At 72.5% G+C, this 20,171-nt stretch carries 17 protein-coding genes and 1 pseudogene; 11 read left to right on the plus strand and 7 right to left on the minus strand.

All coding sequences use genetic code 11. From position 1 onward, the window contains the following. Nucleotides 1-164: 164 nt before the first annotated feature. Together IEZ08_RS00385 and IEZ08_RS00390 are read right to left on the minus strand one after the other, a co-directional pair. A complete protein-coding gene (locus IEZ08_RS00385; RefSeq protein ID WP_068921915.1) occupies nucleotides 165-845 on the minus strand; it encodes a DNA alkylation repair protein in 681 nt (226 codons plus the stop codon). 169 nt (nucleotides 846-1,014) lie between these two features. After that, nucleotides 1,015-1,704: a TetR/AcrR family transcriptional regulator gene (locus IEZ08_RS00390; protein ID WP_176728412.1), complete on the minus strand. Its 690-nt coding sequence runs from the start codon at nucleotides 1,702-1,704 to the stop codon at nucleotides 1,015-1,017. 294 nt (nucleotides 1,705-1,998) lie between these two features. Between IEZ08_RS00390 and IEZ08_RS00395 the strand changes: the two genes are divergently transcribed. From IEZ08_RS00395 to IEZ08_RS00415, 5 genes and pseudogenes are all read left to right on the plus strand, one after another. Further along, the gene (locus IEZ08_RS00395) at nucleotides 1,999-3,480 is read left to right on the plus strand and encodes a glycoside hydrolase family 3 protein (RefSeq protein WP_307815290.1); all 1,482 of its coding nucleotides are present in this window, start codon (nucleotides 1,999-2,001) and stop codon (nucleotides 3,478-3,480) included. A 277-nt stretch (nucleotides 3,481-3,757) separates the two neighbouring features. Continuing rightward, entirely contained in the window at nucleotides 3,758-4,663 is a 906-nt protein-coding gene (locus tag IEZ08_RS00400; protein ID WP_068921917.1) for an SDR family oxidoreductase, read from the plus strand. A gap of 157 nt (nucleotides 4,664-4,820) precedes the next feature. Then, nucleotides 4,821-5,672 carry an ATP-grasp domain-containing protein gene (locus IEZ08_RS00405; protein ID WP_068921918.1) on the plus strand — a complete coding sequence of 284 codons (852 nt, stop codon included), beginning with the start codon at nucleotides 4,821-4,823 and terminating at the stop codon, nucleotides 5,670-5,672. 58 nt (nucleotides 5,673-5,730) lie between these two features. Continuing rightward, nucleotides 5,731-5,949 (plus strand): annotated as a pseudogene (locus tag IEZ08_RS00410) (hypothetical protein); the annotation flags it as partial. 69 nt (nucleotides 5,950-6,018) lie between these two features. Further along, on the plus strand, nucleotides 6,019-6,561 hold the full coding sequence (locus IEZ08_RS00415) for an RNA 2'-phosphotransferase (RefSeq protein WP_068921920.1): 543 nt from the start codon (nucleotides 6,019-6,021) through the stop codon (nucleotides 6,559-6,561). Between the two features lie 80 nt (nucleotides 6,562-6,641). Here IEZ08_RS00415 and IEZ08_RS00420 read toward each other — a convergent pair whose 3' ends face one another. From IEZ08_RS00420 to IEZ08_RS00430, 3 genes are all read right to left on the minus strand, one after another. Next, nucleotides 6,642-7,262, minus strand: coding sequence for a flavin reductase family protein (locus IEZ08_RS00420; RefSeq protein ID WP_229802849.1), 621 nt, complete (start codon nucleotides 7,260-7,262; stop codon nucleotides 6,642-6,644). A 251-nt stretch (nucleotides 7,263-7,513) separates the two neighbouring features. Next, nucleotides 7,514-8,854, minus strand: a complete 1,341-nt coding sequence (locus IEZ08_RS00425; protein ID WP_084779658.1) for an RNA polymerase sigma factor — start codon at nucleotides 8,852-8,854, stop codon at nucleotides 7,514-7,516. Between the two features lie 11 nt (nucleotides 8,855-8,865). Further along, a complete protein-coding gene (locus IEZ08_RS00430) occupies nucleotides 8,866-9,216 on the minus strand; it encodes a YciI family protein (protein WP_068921922.1) in 351 nt (116 codons plus the stop codon). A 232-nt stretch (nucleotides 9,217-9,448) separates the two neighbouring features. Between IEZ08_RS00430 and IEZ08_RS40470 the strand changes: the two genes are divergently transcribed. Then, nucleotides 9,449-10,282, plus strand: coding sequence for an NUDIX hydrolase (locus IEZ08_RS40470; protein WP_307815289.1), 834 nt, complete (start codon nucleotides 9,449-9,451; stop codon nucleotides 10,280-10,282). Nucleotides 10,283-10,378: 96 nt separating this feature from the next. On the opposite strand, the gene IEZ08_RS00440 is transcribed toward IEZ08_RS40470, so the two are convergent. Together IEZ08_RS00440 and IEZ08_RS00445 are read right to left on the minus strand one after the other, a co-directional pair. Further along, nucleotides 10,379-12,931 (minus strand): M14 family zinc carboxypeptidase, encoded by a 2,553-nt coding sequence (locus IEZ08_RS00440; RefSeq protein WP_189241437.1) that lies wholly within the window; start codon nucleotides 12,929-12,931, stop codon nucleotides 10,379-10,381. A 206-nt stretch (nucleotides 12,932-13,137) separates the two neighbouring features. Beyond that, complete coding sequence (locus IEZ08_RS00445) at nucleotides 13,138-13,899, minus strand: glucose 1-dehydrogenase (RefSeq protein WP_068921923.1); 762 nt, start codon at nucleotides 13,897-13,899, stop codon at nucleotides 13,138-13,140. 195 nt (nucleotides 13,900-14,094) lie between these two features. Here IEZ08_RS00445 and IEZ08_RS00450 point away from each other — a divergent pair, with 195 nt between their 5' ends. From IEZ08_RS00450 to IEZ08_RS00470, 5 genes are all read left to right on the plus strand, one after another. After that, complete coding sequence (locus tag IEZ08_RS00450) at nucleotides 14,095-15,951, plus strand: ABC transporter substrate-binding protein (protein WP_084779661.1); 1,857 nt, start codon at nucleotides 14,095-14,097, stop codon at nucleotides 15,949-15,951. A 110-nt stretch (nucleotides 15,952-16,061) separates the two neighbouring features. Beyond that, the gene (locus tag IEZ08_RS00455; RefSeq protein WP_068928481.1) at nucleotides 16,062-17,126 is read left to right on the plus strand and encodes an ABC transporter permease; all 1,065 of its coding nucleotides are present in this window, start codon (nucleotides 16,062-16,064) and stop codon (nucleotides 17,124-17,126) included. Further along, nucleotides 17,123-18,001 (plus strand): ABC transporter permease, encoded by an 879-nt coding sequence (locus IEZ08_RS00460; protein WP_068921924.1) that lies wholly within the window; start codon nucleotides 17,123-17,125, stop codon nucleotides 17,999-18,001. Before IEZ08_RS00455 ends, IEZ08_RS00460 begins: the two co-directional genes overlap by 4 nt. Nucleotides 18,002-18,087: 86 nt before the next feature. Then, nucleotides 18,088-19,182: an ABC transporter ATP-binding protein gene (locus IEZ08_RS00465; RefSeq protein ID WP_203863212.1), complete on the plus strand. Its 1,095-nt coding sequence runs from the start codon at nucleotides 18,088-18,090 to the stop codon at nucleotides 19,180-19,182. Continuing rightward, nucleotides 19,179-20,147 (plus strand): ABC transporter ATP-binding protein, encoded by a 969-nt coding sequence (locus tag IEZ08_RS00470; protein ID WP_068921925.1) that lies wholly within the window; start codon nucleotides 19,179-19,181, stop codon nucleotides 20,145-20,147. Before IEZ08_RS00465 ends, IEZ08_RS00470 begins: the two co-directional genes overlap by 4 nt. Nucleotides 20,148-20,171: the final 24 nt, after the last annotated feature.

Consider the following 20,171-nt stretch of genomic DNA (forward strand, 5'->3'; position numbering starts at 1 on the left):
AGGTTAGGCATTCCTCATACTTATTAGGGAAGGCTAACCTAACGTACTTTGCCGGGCGCATGCGGGGGTGAGGCGACGCACCGCCGTGCGGCGGGAGGAGTGCGCAAGTACGGTGCCGTACCGGCCGGACGCAGGGTGCGGGTGGTTCGGAGACAGGCGCCCGGTTACCGGACGGGAAGGTTCTTCAGGGCCTCACGGCGGCTCAGGCCGCTGATGCCCTTGTGGGCGACGTAGCGGACGACCTCGTCGGGGTTGGTCTTGGCGTACTCGCGCAGGGCCCAGCCGATCGCCTTGCGGGTGAAGAAGTCGGTGTCGGACAGATTGGGCTCGATGCAGGCGTAGAGCAGGCCGGTGTCGGTGGCGTCCCTGAACTTGATCTGGCAGATGATCGAGGCGCGGCGCTTCCAGAGGTCACCGTTGTGCGCCCATTCGAGCATGAGCGGGCGCATGGTGTCGGGGAACTTGCGCAGCAGGGGGCCGACCCGCCGGGTTGCGACCTCGTCGACGAAGTCCCACCACGCCCCGGAGACGATCATCTCCTCGTAGATCGGCAGAGTGTAGAGCGTCTGACCCCACTGGACCGGGAACTCGGTGAGGGCGATCGCGGCGTACCGCTCCTCGCGGTATTCGGCCCCCCGCCACAGGGCGAGCACGGCCCTGCGCCACTCGGGCGCGCTCCCGATCGGATGCTCGGCGAAGACTCTCCGCAGTACGGCGCGCCGGGCCGGGGCCTGCACCCCCAGGAAGGGCATGGCGGACTTCATGTAGGACTGCATGGCCGGAGCCCTGGCGGGGTCGGCGACCTCGGAGAGCGCCAGCCGCACGGCTTTCAGGAGTGCCTCCACGCTCGCTCACCACTCCTCGTTCGCTTTTCACGGACGACTCATGCCTCGCCGGCCGTAGAGCGTACCGTGAGACGGTCCGCCCGCGGGGAACTCATGCCTTCCTGTTTGCCCGGGCCACGCCGTCCCGTCCGGAGGGCGCGCCGCGGCCCGCGTCCCGCGGGCGGGCGGATCACGCCTTCTGGCTCGTGCGCTCCCCGGTGGCCAGCCCGTCGAAGAGGACGGTGACGTAGTGGTCGGCGAGACCGGCGGTGTTGAGGCGGCCGCCCGGGCGGAACCAGCGGACGGCGACCCAGATGGTGTCGCGGATCATGCGGTAGGTGAGCTTGGGGTCCACGTCCCCCCGGAACTGGCCGAGGGCCTGGCCGCGCTTGATCTGCTCGACCCACATGCGCTCGACCTCCTCTTCGGCTTTGACCAGGTAGTCGAAGCGGTCGCCGGGGAGGGAACGCAGGTAGTTCCAGTCGTTCTGCATGACCGTGATCGCCGCGCGGTGCGGTTCGAGGGTGCTGAAGCCGATCCGCACCATCTCCGACAGGACCGTGCGCGGTTCGCCGTCCTGCTCCAGCGCGGCGCGGTAGCGGCCGATGAGGTCGTCGAGGAAGGTGCTGAGCACCTCGTCGACGATCGTCTCCTTGGAGTCGAAGTGGTGGTAGAGGCTCCCCGATAGAATTCCGGCCTCTTCCGCGATCTCGCGGACGGTGGTCGCCTGGAACCCCTTGCGGGCGAAGAGCTCGGCGGCGAGCTTGACGAGGTGGTCGCGGCGCTCCGAGGCGGAGCCGGATGCGGCCGCCCGCTTCGTCGCGCCCTGGCGCTTGACCGGGGTGGTGGCGGCGCCGCCGGAGTTCTTTCGCGTGTTCACCCTCCCATTATGAGCCCTTGCGCAATCGCTTGTTCACGAGAACGCGCCGGCCCGCGTCGCACCGGGGTCCGTCGCGGGATAGCCGGGAAGCGGTTCCTGTGATCCGACTGTCACGAAAGCCTATGGTCAGCCCTCTGGCAAATAGGAAACTTTCCTATTAGATTTACCTCCAAACCCACGGGGAGCGCTTTCCCGAGGGGTCGGGACGACGGTTGTCTGCGCGCTCTCGGCATGACATGCCGCCGGTCCGCCAGGCGAGGAGGATGCATGAAGCGCGGGCCGGAGTTGCTCCGTATGGCTGACACGGTCATTTTCCCGGGATTCGAGGGGCAGGCCCCGCCCGACTGGCTCCGCAGGCGCCTGGCCGGCGGGCTGACCGGGGTGGTCCTCTTCTCCCGCAACATCGCCTCCCCGTCCCAGGTGGCCGAGCTGACGGCCGCGCTCCGCGCGGAGAACCCGTGCGCGCTCGTCGGCATCGACGAGGAGTCAGGGGAGGTCACCCGCCTGGAGGCCGCCACCGGGAGCACCCGGCCCGGGAACTTCGCGCTCGGCGTCGTGGACGACACCGAACTCACCGAGGAGATCGGCAGGGGCCTCGGCCGCGACCTCGCCCGGGCGGGCGTCAACCTCAACTTCGCGCCCTCGGCAGATGTGAACTCCAACCCTGACAACCCGGTCATCGGGCTGCGTTCCTTCGGCGCCGACCCCGAACTCGTCGCCCGGCACACCGTCGCCTGGATCAAGGGCCTGCAGTCCGCCCATGTGGCCGCCTGCGCCAAGCACTTCCCCGGCCACGGGGACACCTCCGTGGACTCCCACCACGGGCTCCCGCTGATCGCCGCCACCGCCGAGGAACTCCACGAGGTGGCGCTGCGCCCCTTCCGTGCGGCCATCGAGGCCGGCGTGCGCCTGGTCATGACCGGCCACCTGCTCGTTCCCGCCTACGATGCGGAGATGCCCGCGACGCTCAGCGCCCGGATCCTGCACGACCTGCTCAGGGTTGAGATGGGCTTCGAGGGCGTGATCATCACCGACGGCATCGAGATGGCCGCCGTCTCCGGCCCCCACGGCCTCGGCGGGGCGTCCGCCCGCGCGATCGCCGCGGGTGCCGACGCCGTCTGCGTGGGCGGTGAGCACGCCGACGAGCGGACCGCCGTCATGATCCGCGACGCCATCGTGGACGCCGTGATCGAGGGGTGGCTGCCCGAGGAGCGGCTCGCCGACGCGGCCCGCAGGGTTGAGGCCCTCGCCGTCTGGGGCGCCTCCGGCCACCTCTCCCCGGCCGTTCCCGGTCACCCCGGCGACGTCCCGGCCGGTCTGGCCGCCGCCCGGCGCGCCCTGCAGGTCACCCGGCGCTCGGCGGACGCCGTCCTGCCCCTGTCCGCTCCGCCGCACGTCGTCGAACTCGCCCCGGAGATGAACCTCGCCATCGACAAGGGCACGCCCTGGGGCGTCGGAGAGCCGCTCGGCAAGCTCCTGCCCGGCACCACGGTGACCCGCCTGGGCGCCTCGACCGCGACCGGGGGTGCGGTCGAGGCCGCCCTGGCGTCCGCCGCGGGCCGACCCCTGGTGACCGTGGTCCGTGACGCCCACCGCCACCCATGGCAGGCGGACGCGCTCGCCCACCTCCTGTCTGCCCGCCCGGACACGGTCGTGGTGGAGATGGGGCTGCCCGGTCGCTCCGACTTCGGCGCCGTCCACGTCGCCACCCACGGCGCCGCCCGGGTCTGCGGCCAGGCGGCGGCCGAACTGCTCGCGGGAGACCTCTCCGCCTGACCGCCCGCCCCGCCGGCCTGACCGTCCGCCCATCCTGACCGCCCCGTCCGCCCGTCCGGACCGGTCGACCGGGGTGCCCGTACCTGCCACTCCAGGTGTGGATATATCCGGAATGGTCTGACATTACTTCGTAAAGGCGCTTCTTTGGCTTTCCCGCTATCAAACCTAACGCTTGCTCGATAAGGTGACGGCGGAACCCCCTCCGCTGGGGGCCGTGTCTGGACAGGGCGGTGAACGCCCGGGAAACTCTGGATGATCACGGCGAAGGGACCTTGGCATGAGCGGGATCTGTGACGGGCGCGTAGTGATCGTTACCGGCGCCGGGCGCGGCATCGGCAGGGAGCACGCCCTGGAGTTCGCCCGGCAGGGGGCCAAGGTCGTGGTCAACGACCTGGGCGCCGGTCCGGGCGGGGCGGGCCGCTCCGGAGGTCCCGCGCTGGAGGTGGTGGAGGAGATCCACGCCCTGGGCGGGCAGGCCGTGGCCAACAGCGACGACATCGCCGACTGGGACGGCGCGGCGCGGCTGGTGAAGATGGCGCTGAGCGCCTTCGGGCGGCTGGACGTACTCGTGAACAACGCCGGGTTCGTCCGCGACCGGATGCTGGTCTCGATGACCGAGCAGGAGTGGGACGACGTGATCCGCGTCCACCTCAAGGGGCACTTCCTGCCGCTGCGCCATGCCGCGGCGCACTGGCGGGAACGGTCGAAGTCGGGCGGGCCGGTGGACGCCAGGGTGATCAACACCTCCTCGGGGGCGGGGCTGTTCGGCAGCGTCGGGCAGGGCAACTACGCCGCGGCCAAGGCGGGCATCGCGGCCCTCACCCTGGTGGCGGCGGCCGAGCTGGGCCGCTACGGCGTGACCGTGAACGCCATCGCCCCGGCCGCCCGGACCCGGATGACCGAGGAGGTCTTCGCCGAGATGATGGCCCGGCCGGAGAGCGGCTTCGACGCCATGGACCCGGCCAACGTGGCGCCTCTGGTGGTCTGGCTGGGGTCGGTGGAGTCGTCGCACGTCACCGGGCGGATGTTCGAGGTGGAAGGCGGGCGCATCGCGCTCGCCGACGGCTGGCGGCACGGCCCGCGCGCCGACCGGGACGCCCGGTGGGAACCGGCCGAGATCGGCGACGCGGTCACCAAGCTGCTCGCCGACGCGCCCGGACCGGAGCCGGTCTACGGCGTGTGAACACCTCTCCGGGGGCCTCGTGGTGCGAGCCGATCGGGGGAGGGCGGGCATGCGCGGCGCGGCCCGCAGTCCCGGGTCGTGGAACCCGGGAGATGAACCCCGCTTCCGATGTGTAACGTCTCCAACGTTGTTTGGATACTGACATTGGGACCTTTCCGTGAACATTTCCGCGGCATACGTGACGTACGAGGACCTGGACGGGCTCGACGACGAGAAGGACATCGCGCTCGCCGCCTGGGCCGAGGCGGGCATCGCCGGGCGGATCGTGCGGTGGGACGACCCCTCCGCCGACTGGGCCGCCTTCGACGCCGTCGTGGTCCGCTCGGCCTGGGACTACGTGACCCGCCGTGAGGAGTTCCTGGCCTGGGCCCGCCGCGTCGAGGCGGTGACCCGCCTGGCCAACCCTGCCGCCGTGCTGGAGCGCAACACCGACAAGACCTACCTGCGCGACCTGCCGGTCCCGTCCATCCCGACCTCCTGGGCCGAGCCCGGACAGGCCGTGGACCTCCCGATCCTCGACGAGTACGTGGTCAAACCCGCGATCTCGGCGGGCGCCCGCGACACGATCAGGACCACCGACCGGGAGAAGGCCGAGGCGCACGCGGCCCGCCTGGCGGCCGAGGGCCGTACCGCGATGATCCAGCCCTACCTGGACATGGTGGAGGCCGAGGGGGAGACCTCTCTGCTCTACTTCGGCGGGCGGCTCAGCCACACCGTACGGCGCAACGCGATGCTGGCCGCAGGCTCCGCCGCGCCGGACGCCGACAACGCCCGGGCGGAGCTCCGCGCCCCGGCGCCCGACCAGGTCGCCCTCGCCGAGCGGGTCCTCGCGGAATTCTCCGGGTTCCCCGGCCTGCTCTACGCCCGGGTGGACATGGTCCGGCTCCCCGACGGCAGCCCGGCCCTCATCGAGGTCGAGCTCACCGAGCCGTACCTGTTCCTGCGCTACGCCCCGGACGCGGCGGCCAACCTGGCCCGGGCCCTGCGCGAGTGGATCGCCCCGGAGTGAGGCCGGCCGGGTTTCCCGGCGTGAGGAGATGACGTAGCGTCGGCTCCCGTGGCCGGGCGGGCAGAGCTACCGGCAGGTGGTCGAGCAGACCGGTGACTTCCTGCGCGACCTCGCCGCGGGGTGGGACGGCCGCAGGGTGCTGGTGATCGCTCACTCGGCCAACCGATGGGCGCTGGACCACCTGCTCGGCGGGGAGCCGCTGGGAAAACTCGTGGACGCGCCGTTCGCCTGGCGGGAAGGCTGGACCCACACGCTGCCCGACGGATGGGGGCGGTGAAGGCAGCCGGGGAGGCCCGAGGCTCATCACGGGCATGACGGGACGCGAGCCGGGGCGGGGAGAGGCACGATGGACGAACGGCGGCTGGTGAAGATCTCCAAGTATCTGGCCAGGCACCTGCGGCACCAGCCCGAACGGATCGGGATCGAGCTGGACGAGCGCGGCTGGGTGGAGATCGACGTGCTGCTGTCGGCCGCGGCGGCGCACGGGTTCCCGATCTCGCGGGACGAGCTGGAGCAGGTCGTGGCGGCCAATGACAAGCGGCGCTACGCCGTCGAGGACGGCATGATCCGGGCCAGCCAGGGCCACTCGGTGGCCGTGGACCTCGACCTGCCGGTGACCGAGCCGCCCGCGTTCCTCTACCACGGTACGGTGGCCGGCAATCTGGCCGCGATCCGCGCCGAGGGGCTGCGGCCGATGAGCCGCCACCACGTCCACCTGTCACCCGACCGCGAGACCGCCGCCCGCGTCGGAGCGCGCCGCGGCAGGCCGGTCGTGCTGGCCGTCGACGCGGGCGCGATGCGCGCCGCCGGGCACGTGTTCCGCCTCAGCGCCAACGGCGTCTGGCTGGCCGACCACGTCCCGCCGTCGTTCATCCGTTTCCCGGGCTGAGCCGGTCCCATACGGGAACCGCACCCCGCCCACCCCACCGTCCCCGTCACGGCCTCGATGATCCGAACACCGGACAAGCCTCAGGAGACCTTGGCCGGGGCCCGCAGGTCGTGCGGCATCCGCCAGCCCGCGGCGAGCCGGGACGAGCGGACGTTGCGGCCGTCGCCGAAGAACTCGCAGAACTTCATGATGAGCGGGTCCCAGGCGATCGGGTCGACGTAGTGCGTCCCCGGGATGATGAGCTTCTCTTCGACATGGGCACGACGGACCGTGACGTGGAACGCGGTGGCGCTCGCGTTGTCCTCACCGAACGGATGCGCGGCCACCACCTCGCACTCCAGCTGGATCGGGCACTCCAGGACGCGCGGCGGGGCGACCAACTCCGAAGGTTGCTCGGTCAGCCCCGCGACCGCGAACTTGCGCGGCTCGTAGCGGTAGCCCATCTCCGCCTTGCGCCGCGGCACGGTGGATGCGCCGGTGGTCATGGCCAGCCGGTCGACCGCGTCGGCGAGTGACGACGGCGCCAGATTCAGCACGCATTCTCGTTCCCGCCGCAGGTTGGCCGTGGTCTGGGCGGAGTTGCCCAGGCCGAGCATGCAGGACTGGCCCAGCCACCACGCTGAGGACATCGGCGCGAGGTTGGCGCCGCCGTCGGGGTTGCGGGAGCTGATCAGTACGACGGGCGTGCCGAAGTACAACACCTTCAAGTCGGAGACCTTGTGCATGGATTCGCCCTCTGGGATGGAAGTGCCGCGGCGGGCACGGGGACGAGATCGAGTGTGCGTGGTCGGCCGGAGGGACCGCTGGCGGAAAACAGACGTCGAGCCGGATGACGGGCGGTCTCCGACGATGCGCCGTCGCCCGCGGGCCGTATCGGCAGAGGTCGCCGTCGCCCGCGGGCCGTATCGGCAGAGGTCGCCGTCATCCCGCGGGTCACACTCCTGGCCCGCCGTCATCCGCGGGGCGCGCCGCCCGGGGCCGCAGACTCGGCCGCGTCCAGCTTGCGCCGCAGGTGCGCCCGTTCGGCCTCGGTGCCGGCCAGGCCGAGCGCCTCCCGGTAGGCGGTCGCGGCCTCGGCGAAGCGGCCGAGCCGGGACAGCAGGTCCGCCCGGGCCATCGGGTACGGGTGGTGGTCGCGCAGCCGCGGCTCACCGGCCAGCTCGTCGAGCAGGGTCAGGCCCGCCTCCGGGCCGTCGCGCATCGCCACCGCCGCGGCGCGGTTCAGCGCGACGACCGGGGACGGCGTCAGTGTGAGCAGCACGTCGTAGAGCGCCACGATCTGGGGCCAGTCGGTGGTCGCGACGTTCACGGCCTCGTCGTGCAGGGCCGCGATGGCGGCCTGCACGCCGTACGGGCCGGGCGGGCCGCCGGTCAGCGCGAGGACCACCAGGCCGCGACCCTCCTCGATCATCGTACGGTCCCAGCGGCCGCGGTCCTGGTCGTCGAGGAGCACGAGCTCGCCGCCCGGTCCGATCCGGGCGTCGCGCCGCGCGTGGACCAGCAGCATCAGCCCGAGCAGGCCCGCGACCTCCCGTTCGGCGGGCAGCAGCCGGCGCAGGATCCGCGCCAGCCGGACGGCCTCCTCGGCGAGGTCACGCCGTTGCAGGTCCGGGCCCGAGCTGGCCGCGTATCCCTCGGTGAAGACGGAGTAGACGACCTGGAGCACTCCCGGCAGCCGCTCCGGCAGCTCGTCCGGGCCCGGCACGCGGAACGGGATGCGGGCCTCGCGGATCTTCTTCTTCGCCCGGACGATCCGTTTGGCCATCGTCTCGGCCGGCACGAGGAAGGCCCGCGCGACCTCGGGTGTGGTCAGCCCGGCGAGGCAGCGCAGGGTCAGCGCCACCCGGTCCTCGGCGGGAAGCGCCGGGTGGGCGCAGGTGAAGAACAGCTGCAGCCGCTCGTCGGGCAGGTCGGCATCCGGTCCCGGGGACGGGACGGGGTCGGCCCGCTCCGCCTCCGCGCCCAGGATGGCGAGCCGGGCGGCGTAGGCCGTGTCCCGCCGCAGCCGGTCGACGGCCTTGCGCCGCGCCGTCGTCATCAGCCAGGCTCCTGGCTTGGGCGGGACGCCCTGGACGGGCCAGTGCACCAGCGCCGCCTCGATCGCCTCGGAGGTGACCTCCTCGGCCAGGTCGAGGTCGCCGAAGCGGCGGGCGAGGGCGGCGAGCAGCCGGCCGCGCTCCTCGCGGAACACCGCCTCCACCGCCGACTCCGCGGGAAGCTCCGTGGCCGGTCCGGCGGCCCGTTCCCCGGCGGGTCCCGTGGGCGCCGCGGTCTCGGCGGCTCGCTCGTCCATCGTGTCCGCGCCTAGAACTCGGCGACCGGCCGCACCACGACCGAACCGCCGCCCCATGACCCGGGGCAGCGGGCGGCCCAGTCGAGCGCGACGTCGAGGTCCGGCACGTCGATCACGTAGTAGCCGCCGAGGACCTCGCGCGTCTCGGCGAACGGCCCGTCCGTGGTGACGGTCCGCTCGCCGCCGGGGCCGACCCGGACCGTCGTGGCGGTGACCAGGTCCGCGAGCGAGTGGCCGGTGACGAAGATCCCCGCCTCCTTCACGGCCTTGTCGTAGGCCATCCAGTCCTCGACGGTGCACCCGTTGCCGGCGGGGCCGGTCTCGTCGTCCATCGCGGCGTTGATCAGCAGCATGTACTTCATGGTCCGGCTCCTGTGTTCTGTGTGATCTCGTACGGCGTGCTCGCCGTATGCCATGACGACGAACGGGACACCCCCGGATGGACACGTCCCTGAAGATTTTTCCGCACCGGATTCCGGCGAGGCCGGAGAGGACCCCATCCTCTCGTGGCTGGACTCGCCGAGAGTGAGTGAGTTCTCACTTCCCCCCGGGGCGGCCGGTGGATGCCGCCGCGGAGCGGTAGCGTTCACCGGCGTGGACACCAGTGGAAGGACGCCGCAGGGCACGACGCCCGCGGACGGAGACTTCGGCATGCCCGGTTCGCTCGCCCGGGTGCTCGCCGAGATCGGCGCCGAAAGGGCCGCCCAGGACGCCCGGTGGGGGATCCAGGACATCCCGGACGGCACCGGCCCGGAGGGCGCGGCCGCCGCCGGCCGGGCCAAGGACGAGACGGCCGCGGCGTCCGCGGACGGCACGCTGACCTGGCGGCACATCCTGATCGAGGAGGTGCTGGAGGCGTTCGCCGAGAACGACCCCGAGGCGCTGCGGACCGAGCTGATCCAGGTCGCCGCGGTCGCGGCCAAGTGGGCCCAGGCACTCGACCGGCGCACGTCCCGGCCCGGCCGGAAGGATCGGTTCAGGGCCGTCGTGGATGTCCACGTGCTCCTGGTCCGCGACGGCGAGGTGCTGCTCATGCGCAGGGCCGGTACCGGGTACGGCGACGGCCGCTGGCACCTGCCCTCCGGCCACCTGGAGGCGGGGGAGTCGGCCGTGCACGCGGCCGTACGCGAGGCCCGTGAGGAGACCGGGGTGGCCATCGCCCCCGAGGACCTGGCGTTCGTCCACGTCATGCACCGCGCGCCCGAGCGCGTCGGCCTGTTCTTCCTGGCCCGGAACTGGGACGGCGAGCCGTACAACGCCGAGCCGGGCAAGTGCTCGGAGATCGCCTGGTGCCCGCTGGACGCCCTCCCGCCGGACACGATCGACTACCCGGCGGCGGCCGTACGGGCCATCACCGCCGGACAGCCCTTCGCGCTCCACGGGTGGGATCCCGCCGGCGACGCGGAACACCATGAACCCGCCCGATGACGAGGTGAGCCTTCCTCGGTGGTGACCCGCTGCCTGAGGAGATTCCGGTACGGCGCGCCCGCGAGAGTGAGGACGCGCCGTACCGGATCGGGGGGATCAGTGGGGCAGGGCGACCGCGAGGGGGGTGATGGCCGCCGCGCGCAGGGCCGCGGGGAGTCTGGCCGCCCACGGGTGCTCGTCCAGGCTCAGGCCGCCGGGGTTGTCGACGACCAGGCGGACCGCGCCGCCGGGGGCGGGCTGCTCGGTCCAGGTGGCGCCGTAGCCGGTCAGGACCCCGGCGAGCCTGGCCTTCTGGGCGGCGGGGACCGTGATCCTGATGGGAGCCTCCCGGTCGGGTACGGCCGCCGCGGCGCGGGCGGCCTCCGGGCCGGGGGCCTGCGCCTTCGCCCGCGGTGACGGCAGGTCGGCGGTGACGGCGTTGGCGACGATCTTGGCGGTGCCGTCGGTGAAGGCGCGGAAGTTCGGGTCGGCGGCGAACAGCACCGCGCGGCCCGCGCCGACCGGCTCGTCCACCACCGCGGCCGTGCCGCCGAGCTCCTCGGCGCCCGCCGCGAAGCCGGACACGTACCAGTCGGGCGAGTCCGGGGCCGGGTAGGAGACGACCGCGTGGGACGGGTCCGCGGCCCGCATCACCAGGTCGTAGGCGTAGAAGGTCATGACGTCCCGTCCGACGCCCGCGCCCAGCGGGCCCTCGGACACCGTCGTGCGCAACAGCGAGCCGGGCACGTCGGAGGTCGGCTCGGCCAGCGTGACGCCGGAGACGCCCGCCAGCACGGCCAGCTGCGTGCCGCCGGCCCAGCCGACGTACCGGCCGCCCGCGGCGACCCAGTCCCGCAGCGCGGCGCGGCCCGCCTCGCCGAGGGCGGCGTCGCCCGCCACGGCCGGGCCGTCCGGGACCAGCAGCACGTCGAGCCCGGTGAGCCTGCCCGCGGCGACGTCGGCGGGGGCGAGCACCTCGTACGGGAGCCTCCACTCGCGGTCCAGCCGGTGGCGGAGCCAGCCGGCGGACTCGTTGGCGTTGCGGGCGGGGCCGGCCAGCTGGAGCACGCCGATCCTCCGGGAGGTGGTGATCCGGCCCGAGGGGGCGGCGACGGGCTTGACCGGGGCCGCGGCCGGGAGCAGCACGGCGCCGGAGGAGCCGCCGGGGACGTTGGCCAGCAGCGGCAGGCTCCAGGCGGTGACGTCGTAGAAGTACGGGAACGGCGTGTAGGTGTCCTCGTTCAGCATGGCCTGGATCCAGTGCTTCTGGCCCTGCGCCATGGGGATCCAGTAGGTGCCCGTGGGCAGGACGGTCCTGGTCTCGGGCCTGCCGTACGCCTTGAAGTCCCTGACCGTCAGCGGCCGGGTGAGCTTGAACACCTGCACGTCCATGCGCTGCAGGCGGCGCACGATCAGCTCGGTCTCGGCCTTCTTGGCCGGGTCGTCGGCGCGCAGGAAGTAGTGGCGGACCCTGCGGTCCGGGACCTGGGTGATGACCTCGTTGCCGGGGTTGTAGACCTTGTTCGGTTCCAGCTCACCGGCCAGGCCCTGCCTGAACGCCTCCCGGTGCATGCCCGCCCAGGTGGTGAGGATCTCGGTCCTCCGGTCGGCGGCGGCCGACAGGGAGACCCACTGGGTCAGCCACTGCTCGAAGGTCCGGGCGGCGATCGGGGAGGAGCCGCCCTTCTCGAAGGTCATGCCCGCGGCGTTGAAGCCGGTCACCGGGACCGTGTCGCCGTAGCCCATGTAGAACAGGTCGTACACGTCGCGGTTGAAGAAGGGGATGCCGCGCCGGGTGAACTCGGCGATCATCGAGGCGCCGTAGACGTCGTTGATCCAGGAGATCGCCGGCTCGGCGACGTCGTGGTAGATCGGGTCGGCGTTCGGCGGGAAGAAGTACTCCGTGCCGCCCATCTCGTGGGCGTCGATGAACAGCTGCGGCGGATACCTCCGGAGCAGTTCGATCTTGCCGTCGGTCTCGGGCTGGGTCCGGGCGAACCAGTCGCGGTTCATGTCGAAGGCGTAGGCGTTGCGCCGGGTGTCGGCCTCGCGGCCGTCGGGGTTCTGTGTGGGCAGGATGACGACGACGGCGTTGTCCAGGATGCGCCTGGCCGCGCAGTCGTCGCGCCCGGCGAGGTCGTAGAGGGTCTTCAAGGCGGCGTCGGTGCCGCTCTCCTCGCCGCCGTGGACGTTCCCGGCGACCCAGAGGATCGCGGGCGTCTTGCGGGCCAGGGCGCGGGCGGCGGGCTCGGGGGTGAGCGGGCTGCGCAGCGTCTTGACGGCGGTCGCGATCGCGGGCAGGGCCCGGATGTTCCCGGGGGTGCCGGCGATCGCGTAGCGCAGCGCGCGCCCCTCGGCGCTGGTGGCCAGTGTGCCGGAGACGACCCGGTCGCTGGCGGCGTCGATCGCGGCCAGCAGGGTGTCGGACTCGGTGACGGTGACCTCGCGCTCGCCGAGGTCGAAGCCGAGCACGCTGCGGGGCGTGGGGACGCGGCCGGTGTAGGCGGGGGTGGTCCGGGTGGCGTCGCAGGCGGTGACGGCGGGGGTGGGGGCGGGATCCGCCTGGGCGGTCCCGGTGGGGAGTGCGGCGGCGAGGGCCAGGGCGGCCGTCGCGATCACTTTGGAGCGGTTCGCCATGCCGATCACGGTGTCACCCGTGATCGACGTCATCAAGACGCGGATCCCGGGTGTGTGCCGGATGGGACGGAGGGCCACCGATGATGAGCCGGAGCGGGACCACCCGCAGCGACACCATGTGAGTACGGCCGGCTCGCGGCCGCCGGTGCAGGAACGGGCGGCCGGAGAGCCGGGGCGGGAGGAGCGGTCCTCCGGCCCCGGTTCGTCATGTGCCTGGCCGGCCGTGGGCCGACGTCGGATCAGCCGTGGGTGGTGATGCCGCCGTCCACCGGGATCACGGCCCCGGTGAGGTAGGACCCCGCCCGGGAGGAGAGGTAGATCGCGGCGCCCGCCATGTCCTCCGGACTGCCGATCCGGCCGAGCGGCACGCTCGCCGCGATCGCGTCCCGGGTGCCCGGGTCGTCGAGGGCGAAGGCCATCATCTTCGACTCGAACGGGCCGGGCGCGATCGCGTTGACGGTGATCGACTCGGCCGCGAGCCGGTGCGCCAGCTGGCGGGTGAGCATGTGCACGGCCGCCTTGGTGGTGGAGTAGGCGTAGGTCTCCAGCGCGGGCACCCGGATGCCGTCGACGGACCCGATGTTGATCACCCGGGCCGGGTCCCCGGGGGAGGCGGCGGCGCGCAGCAGCGGCAGGAACCGCTGGGTCAGGTAGAACACGCCCTTGACGTTGACGCCCCAGAGCTTGTCGAAGGCGTGCTCGGGGTACTCCTCCAGCGGCGCGCCCCAGGTCGCCCCGGCGTTGTTGACCAGCACGTCCAGCCGCTCCTCGCGGGCGGAGACCGCCTCCACGAGCGCGGCGACGCCGTCCGGGGTGGACAGGTCGGCCGGTACGGCGACGCAGCCCAGCTCGGCGGCCGTCTTCTCGACGTCGGCGGCCTTGCGCGAGGAGATGTAGACCGTGGCCCCGGCGTCCACGAACCCCGCCGCGATCATCCGGCCGATCCCCCGGGACCCGCCCGTGACCACGACTGTCTTGCCTTCCACGGAGAACAGACTCATGTTCGGTAAGCATGCCGTACGGCCGCCCGCCCGTCCATACCGACTGGTCGGTCCTGACTTCCGCGATAGGTGAAAAATAATGCCGGTAAAAGAAACAAGAGTGAAACAATCTTCCATCGCTCGTTGACACGGTGTCCCGACGGGGTGTGACTTCGACTACAACGATTCGCTGGTTCGAAGGTGAGGGACACCACCATGACCAGATTGGGCGGGCGGCTGGCGGCGCTGGGGCTGGCGCTGTCGCTCGGGGCTTCCCCCGCGACCGCCGCGCAGGCCGTACCGGCACAGGCGCAGGGACAGGCCCGGACGGCGGCGCAGGATCCCGCGGAGGGCAAGAGGATCGTCCGGCTGGGGGCGATCCAGGCCATCGACTCGATGAACCCCTTCCTGGCGGTCCGGGTGATCTCGACCTCGGTCCACCGGTGGATGTACGCCTACCTGACGACCCCCGATCCCAAGACCCTCGCGCCCAGCCCGGACCTGGCGGAGTCGTGGGAGGTCTCGGACGACAAGCTGACCTGGACCTTCAAGATCCGCGACACGAAGTGGTCCGACGGCGCGCCGGTCACCGCGCACGACGCCGCCTGGACCCTCAGCAAGATCATGACCGATGACGGGGCCAAGACGGCCAACGGCCCGGCGGTGGAGAACTTCGAGGCCGTGTCCTCCGAGGACGACCGCACACTGGTGATCAAGACGAAGAGGCCGCAGGCCTCGATGCTGGAGCTGCCGATCCCGATCGTGCCCAGGCACGTCTGGGAGAAGGTCCCCGACATCGGCTCCTACGAGGCCGAGCAGTACCCGGCCGTCGGCAACGGTCCCTACGTCGCGATCGAGCACAAGAAGAACGCCTACGTGAAGCTGAAGGCCAACCCGGCCTACTGGCGCGGCGCCCCCAAGATCGACGAGCTGCATGTGATCTTCTATGAGAACCCCGAGGCGGCCAACGTCGGACTGAAGAAGGGCGACATCGACTGGATCGGCCGGCTGGCCGGCCCGCAGTTCCAGGCCCTGGCCGGCGACCCGGACATCGTGCAGTGGAACACCCAGGGACGCCGGGCGTCCTACCTGCAGATCAACCCCGGGGCGGCCACCGCGGACGGCAAGGAGATCGGCGACGGCCACCCGGCGCTGAAGGACCCGAAGGTGCGCCGGGCGATCCACCACGCGATCGACAAGCAGGCCCTGGTCGACCAGGTGCAGAACGGCCTGGCCGTGCCCGCCCACGGTTCGATCGTCCCGCCCATGTACAAGGACTTCTTCTGGCAGGCCGAGGGCGACGCGCGCGTCACCTTCGACCCGGCACGGGCCAACGAGATCCTCGACGACGCCGGGTACAAGAAGGGCTCCGACGGCATCCGCACCATGCCGGACGGGGACCGCAAACTGGAGATGCGCTTCAGCATCCACACCGAGGACCCGGTCGAGGACAAGCTCGCCCAGTTCCTCACCGGCTGGCTCAAGGACATCGGCATCCGGCTGACCACCCGCAAACTCGACTCCAACAAGTTCACCGAGGAGACCGGGAGCACCGCCCTCTACGACATCGCCATCAGCGGCTGGTCGGTCAACCCGGACCCCGAGGAGGTCTTCGCCACCCACCTGTGCAGCCGGCGGCCGACGGCGGCCGGTGAGGGCGGCGGCACCGAGTCGTTCTACTGCGACGAGGAGTACGAGGAGCTCTACCAGCGGCAGTTGGCCGAGCTCGACCGGCCCAGGCGCATCGAGCTGATCAAGCAGATGCAGGAGAAGCTCTACACCGACGCGCCGATCATCGCCATCTACTACCCGAACAACCTGGAGGCCTACCGCAAGGACCGGATCACCTCGATCACCCCGATCCCGGAGGACAAGGGCATCCTGTACGGCGGCAGCGGCTACTGGCCCGTCTACTCGCTCCAGGCGGTGGCCACCCCGGCCGGATCCTCCGGGAACGGCGGCCTCTCCGCCGGTCTGATCATCGGGATCGGCGCGGCCGCGGTGGTGGCCCTCGGCGCGGGCGGGTATCTCCTGACCAGGCGGCGCCGCGCCGCCGCGGACGACCGGGAGTAGGCCCCATGGACCGCACGGACCGCACGGACCACACGGACCACACGGACCATCACGCGGCCGGGCTCCGCGAGACCGGCCGCGGGTAGGCGCGCGTGGCCGTACCCATCGAGATGGAGCCCGCCGGACCGGCGGGCTCCCCGCAGGACGCCGCGTCCTCCGGGGCCCCTGGATCCCGCCGAGCTCGCGGAGCTCGGCGAGGGGTGCTCCGGTACGCCCTGACCAAGCTCGGCGGGGCGCTGCTGAGCATCGGCATGGTCGTGGTCGCGACGTTCTTCCTGTTCCGGCTGATCCCCGGCGACCCGGCGATCGCCTACACCCGGGACGTGCCGCTCAGCCCCGACCAGCTCGCCCTGCTCCGCCGCCAGATGGGGCTGGACCGGCCGCTGCCGGAGCAGTTCCTGGACTTCGTGCTCAGGTCCCTGCGGGGGGACCTCGGCACCTCCTACGAGTACCGCAGGCCGGTCGCCGAGCTCATCGGCGAGCGGCTCGGCCCGACCCTGCTGCTGGTCGGCACCGGCCTGGCGGTGGCGGTCACGCTGGGCCTGTGGCAGGGCGCCAGGGCCGCCTGGAACCACGGGGGGCGGCTGGACCGCTTCTCCACCGGCCTCTCGCTCACCCTGTGGTCGGTGCCGACGTTCTGGCTCGGCCTGCTGCTGCTGATGGTCTTCGCGGCCGGGGTGGGGCCGGTCCCGGGGATCTTCCCCACCCGGGGCATGGAGGACGTCGACGCGCCGGACGGCCCGCTCTACCTGCTGCACGTCGCCCACCACCTGGTGCTGCCCTGCCTCACCCTGGTCGCCGTCGTCTACGCCCAGTACCTGGTGGTCATGCGCTCGTCCCTGCTCGACGAGATCGGCCAGGACTACGTGACCACCGCCCGCGCCAAGGGCCTGCGCGACGCCGAGGTGCGCCGCCGGCACGCGGTGCCCAACGCCCTGCTGCCCACGGTGACGCTGGTCTTCCTGCACATCGGGCTGGTGGTCCAGGGCGCGGTGACGACCGAGACCGTCTACTCCTGGCCGGGCCTGGGCCTGCTGTTCTACGAGGCGATCAAGGGCCCTGACTTCGCCGTGATGCAGGGGACGTTCATGGTCCTGTGCGTCGCGGTGATCGTCATGAACACGCTGGCGGACGTGCTCTACCACGTCCTGGATCCCCGGGTGAGGTCCGCATGAGCGATGCGACGGCGCGCCGCCGCGAGGGGCGCGCCCGGTTCTGGCGGGAGTACCGCACGCAGCGGTCCGGGATGTACGGCGTGGCCATCCTGGTCGTGGCCGTCCTGGCGGCGCTGGTCACGCCCCTGGTCACCGACCCGTCGGGCCTGGACGTGACCAGGGCGACGGGGGAGAAGATGGCGCCGCCGAGCCTCGGGTTCCCGCTCGGCACCGACGAGTCGGGCCGCTCGATCCTGCTGATGGTCCTGTGGGGCTCGCGGGTGTCCCTGCTCATCGGGTTCCTGTCCGCGCTGCTCAGCATGGTGATCGGCACGGTCGTCGGGATCGTCGCCGGGCACTTCCGGGGCTGGCCCTCGGCCGTGCTGATGCGGATCACGGACTGGTTCCTGGTCCTGCCCTCGCTGGTGCTGGCACTGGTGCTCGCGGCCATCCTCGGCGGCGGCACCTCCACGATCGTGCTGGCGATCGGGGTGACCTCCTGGGCCGGGACGGCCCGGCTGATCCGGGCCCAGACGCTGACCGTGGAGGCCCGGCCGTACGTCGAGCGCTCCCGGGTGCTGGGCGCCGGGCACTGGCACGTCATGACCCGGCACGTGCTGCCCAACGTCGCCCCGCTGGTGCTCGCCAACACCACGCTCACGGTCGCCACCGCCATCGTCACCGAGTCGACCCTGGCCTTCCTCGGCGCGGACGCCGGGCAGGCGTCGTGGGGCAGCATGTTGCGCGGCTCCTACGACTGGGGCGCGGTCACCTCCGGCGCGTGGTGGTACGTCCTGCCGCCGGGCCTGTGCATCGTGGCGGTGGTCCTGGCGTTCACGCTCTGCGGCCGGGCGCTGGAGGTCGTCCTCAACCCACGCCTGAGGGGGGTCTCGTGACGCAGCGGGAGACACAGCCGGAGACACAGCCGGAGACACAGCGGGAGGTACGGCGGGAGACGCCGCCGGAGACGCGGCGGGGAAGGCTGCTGGAGCTGCGCGACGTGGCGGTCACCTACCGGAGCGCCGCCGGGGACGTGCCCGCCGTGCGCGGGGTCTCGCTGACCCTGGGCGAGGGAGAGGCCCTCGGCGTCGCGGGGGAGTCCGGGTCGGGCAAGTCGACGCTGGCGATGGCGCTGCTCAGGCTGCTGCCGAAGACCGCCCGGGTGACCGGCGGGATCCTGCTGGACGGTGAGGACGTGCTCACGATGTCGTGGGGACGGCTGCGCGCGGTGCGGTGGGCGTCGGCCTCGGTGGTCTTCCAGGGAGCCCAGCACGCGCTGAACCCGGTGCGCCGGGTCGGCGCGCAGATCGCCGAGCCGCTGCTGGTGCACGGTACGGCGACCCCGGCCCGGGCACGCACGCGGGTGGCCGAGCTGCTGGAGCAGGTGGGCCTGCCCGCCTGGCGGGAACGGAGCTACCCGCACGAGCTGTCCGGCGGGCAGCGCCAGCGCGTGATGATCGCCATGGCACTGGCCTGCGAGCCGCATCTGATCATCGCCGACGAGCCGACGACGGCCCTGGACGTGATGATCCAGGCCCAGGTGCTCGCGCTGATCCGCACGCTCATCGCCGACCGGGGCATCAGCCTGATCATGATCTCGCACGACCTGTCGGTCCTGGCGGCGACGTGCGACCGGCTGGCGGTGATGTACGCCGGGAAGGTGGTCGAGACGGGCCCGTCGCGCGAGGTCTTCACCGCCGCCCGGCACCCGTACAGCAGGGCGCTGGCCGAGGCGTTCCCCACGGTCGGCGACCTCGCCTCCCGGATGGCGCCCCGGGGACTGGGGGGTGACCCGCCCGACCCGATGCGGCTGCCGGGCGGCTGCTCCTTCCGCCCCCGCTGCCCGGTGGCGCTGCCGTCCTGCGCAACCCGGGACGTCGAGCTGTGGCCCGCCGACCGCACCCCGGACGGGCAGATCCCGGACGGTCCCGCCCTGGACGCGCAGGCTCCGGACGGGCAGGCGCCGGGCGCCCCTCCCCCGGACGGCCGAATCCCGCCGGAACACGCGCGCCCGGTGCCCCGGCACACCGCCGCGTGCGTCCACGTCCTGCCGGAACCGGCGAAGGAGAGCGCGTGACCCTGCTCGAAGCCATCGACGTGCACGTGGAGTTCACCGCGCGCGGGCGGCGGGCGCGGGCCGTGGACGGGGTCAACCTCGCCGTCGGCGAGGGCGAGATCGTCGCACTCGTGGGAGAGTCCGGCTGCGGCAAGACGACGCTGGCCCGCACGCTGCTCGGCCTGGAACGGCCCGCCTCGGGCGCCGTCCGGTACGGCGGCGCGCCCCTGACCTACTCCACCCGCGCGCTCAAGGCCTACCGCCGCGAGGTCCAGCTGGTGCCGCAGGACCCGACCGGGTCGCTCAACCCCCGGCACACCGTCTACGAGGCGGTGGCCGAGGGGCCGCGCATCCACGGCCTGCCCGGGGAGCGGGAACGGGTCGCCTCGGCGCTGTCGCGGGCCGGGCTCCGCCCGCCGGAGCGGTTCTTCCCGGTGTACCCGCACGAGCTGTCCGGCGGGCAGCGCCAGCGCGTGGTCATCGCCGGGGCGCTGGCCCTGGAGCCCAGGGTCCTGGTCGCCGACGAGCCCGTCGCCTCCCTGGACGCCTCCGTCCGCGGCGAGATCCTCGCGCTGCTGCTGCGCCTCCGCGCCGAGCTGGGCCTGTCCGCGCTGGTCGTCACCCACGACCTCGGCCTCGCCTGGAACATCGCCGACCGCGTCGCGGTGATGTATCTCGGCAGGATCGTCGAGTCGGGCCCCGTCGAGCAGGTGCTGAGCGCGCCCTCCCACCCCTACACCCAGGCGCTGCTCTCGGTGCTCCCGGAGTCGCCGTCGCCCATCGTCCTGGGCGGCGAGCCGCCGGACCCGACCGGCATCCCCGGGGGCTGCCGCTTCCACCCCCGCTGCCAGGTCCTGGCCGGGGGGCAGGCGGCCGAGGCCGGGGTCGACGGGCGGTGCCGGTCGCAGCCGCTGGACATCCTGCCCGCCGCACCCGGTTCCCGGGTCGCCTGCCACTTCGCCGAGGCGGGCCGGGCACCGGCCTGAACCCGCCCCGGTCCCGAGGCCGAC

The organism is Planobispora rosea (assembly GCF_014648175.1).
GTDB lineage: Bacteria > Actinomycetota > Actinomycetes > Streptosporangiales > Streptosporangiaceae > Planobispora > Planobispora rosea.

What these genes read in the sequence shown, in the direction of transcription:
- IEZ08_RS00395 (WP_307815290.1), top strand. Translation starts at nt 1,999, where the DNA reads ATGGCTGACACGGTCATTTTCCCGGGATTCGAGGGGCAGGCCCCGCCC.
- IEZ08_RS00400 (WP_068921917.1), top strand. Translation starts at nt 3,758, where the DNA reads ATGAGCGGGATCTGTGACGGGCGCGTAGTGATCGTTACCGGCGCCGGG.
- IEZ08_RS00415 (WP_068921920.1), top strand. Translation starts at nt 6,019, where the DNA reads ATGGACGAACGGCGGCTGGTGAAGATCTCCAAGTATCTGGCCAGGCAC.
- IEZ08_RS00425 (WP_084779658.1), bottom strand. Translation starts at nt 8,854, where the DNA reads ATGGACGAGCGAGCCGCCGAGACCGCGGCGCCCACGGGACCCGCCGGG.
- IEZ08_RS00430 (WP_068921922.1), bottom strand. Translation starts at nt 9,216, where the DNA reads ATGAAGTACATGCTGCTGATCAACGCCGCGATGGACGACGAGACCGGC.
- IEZ08_RS00440 (WP_189241437.1), bottom strand. Translation starts at nt 12,931, where the DNA reads ATGACGTCGATCACGGGTGACACCGTGATCGGCATGGCGAACCGCTCC.
- IEZ08_RS00445 (WP_068921923.1), bottom strand. Translation starts at nt 13,899, where the DNA reads ATGAGTCTGTTCTCCGTGGAAGGCAAGACAGTCGTGGTCACGGGCGGG.
- IEZ08_RS00450 (WP_084779661.1), top strand. Translation starts at nt 14,095, where the DNA reads ATGACCAGATTGGGCGGGCGGCTGGCGGCGCTGGGGCTGGCGCTGTCG.
- IEZ08_RS00455 (WP_068928481.1), top strand. Translation starts at nt 16,062, where the DNA reads ATGGAGCCCGCCGGACCGGCGGGCTCCCCGCAGGACGCCGCGTCCTCC.
- IEZ08_RS00460 (WP_068921924.1), top strand. Translation starts at nt 17,123, where the DNA reads ATGAGCGATGCGACGGCGCGCCGCCGCGAGGGGCGCGCCCGGTTCTGG.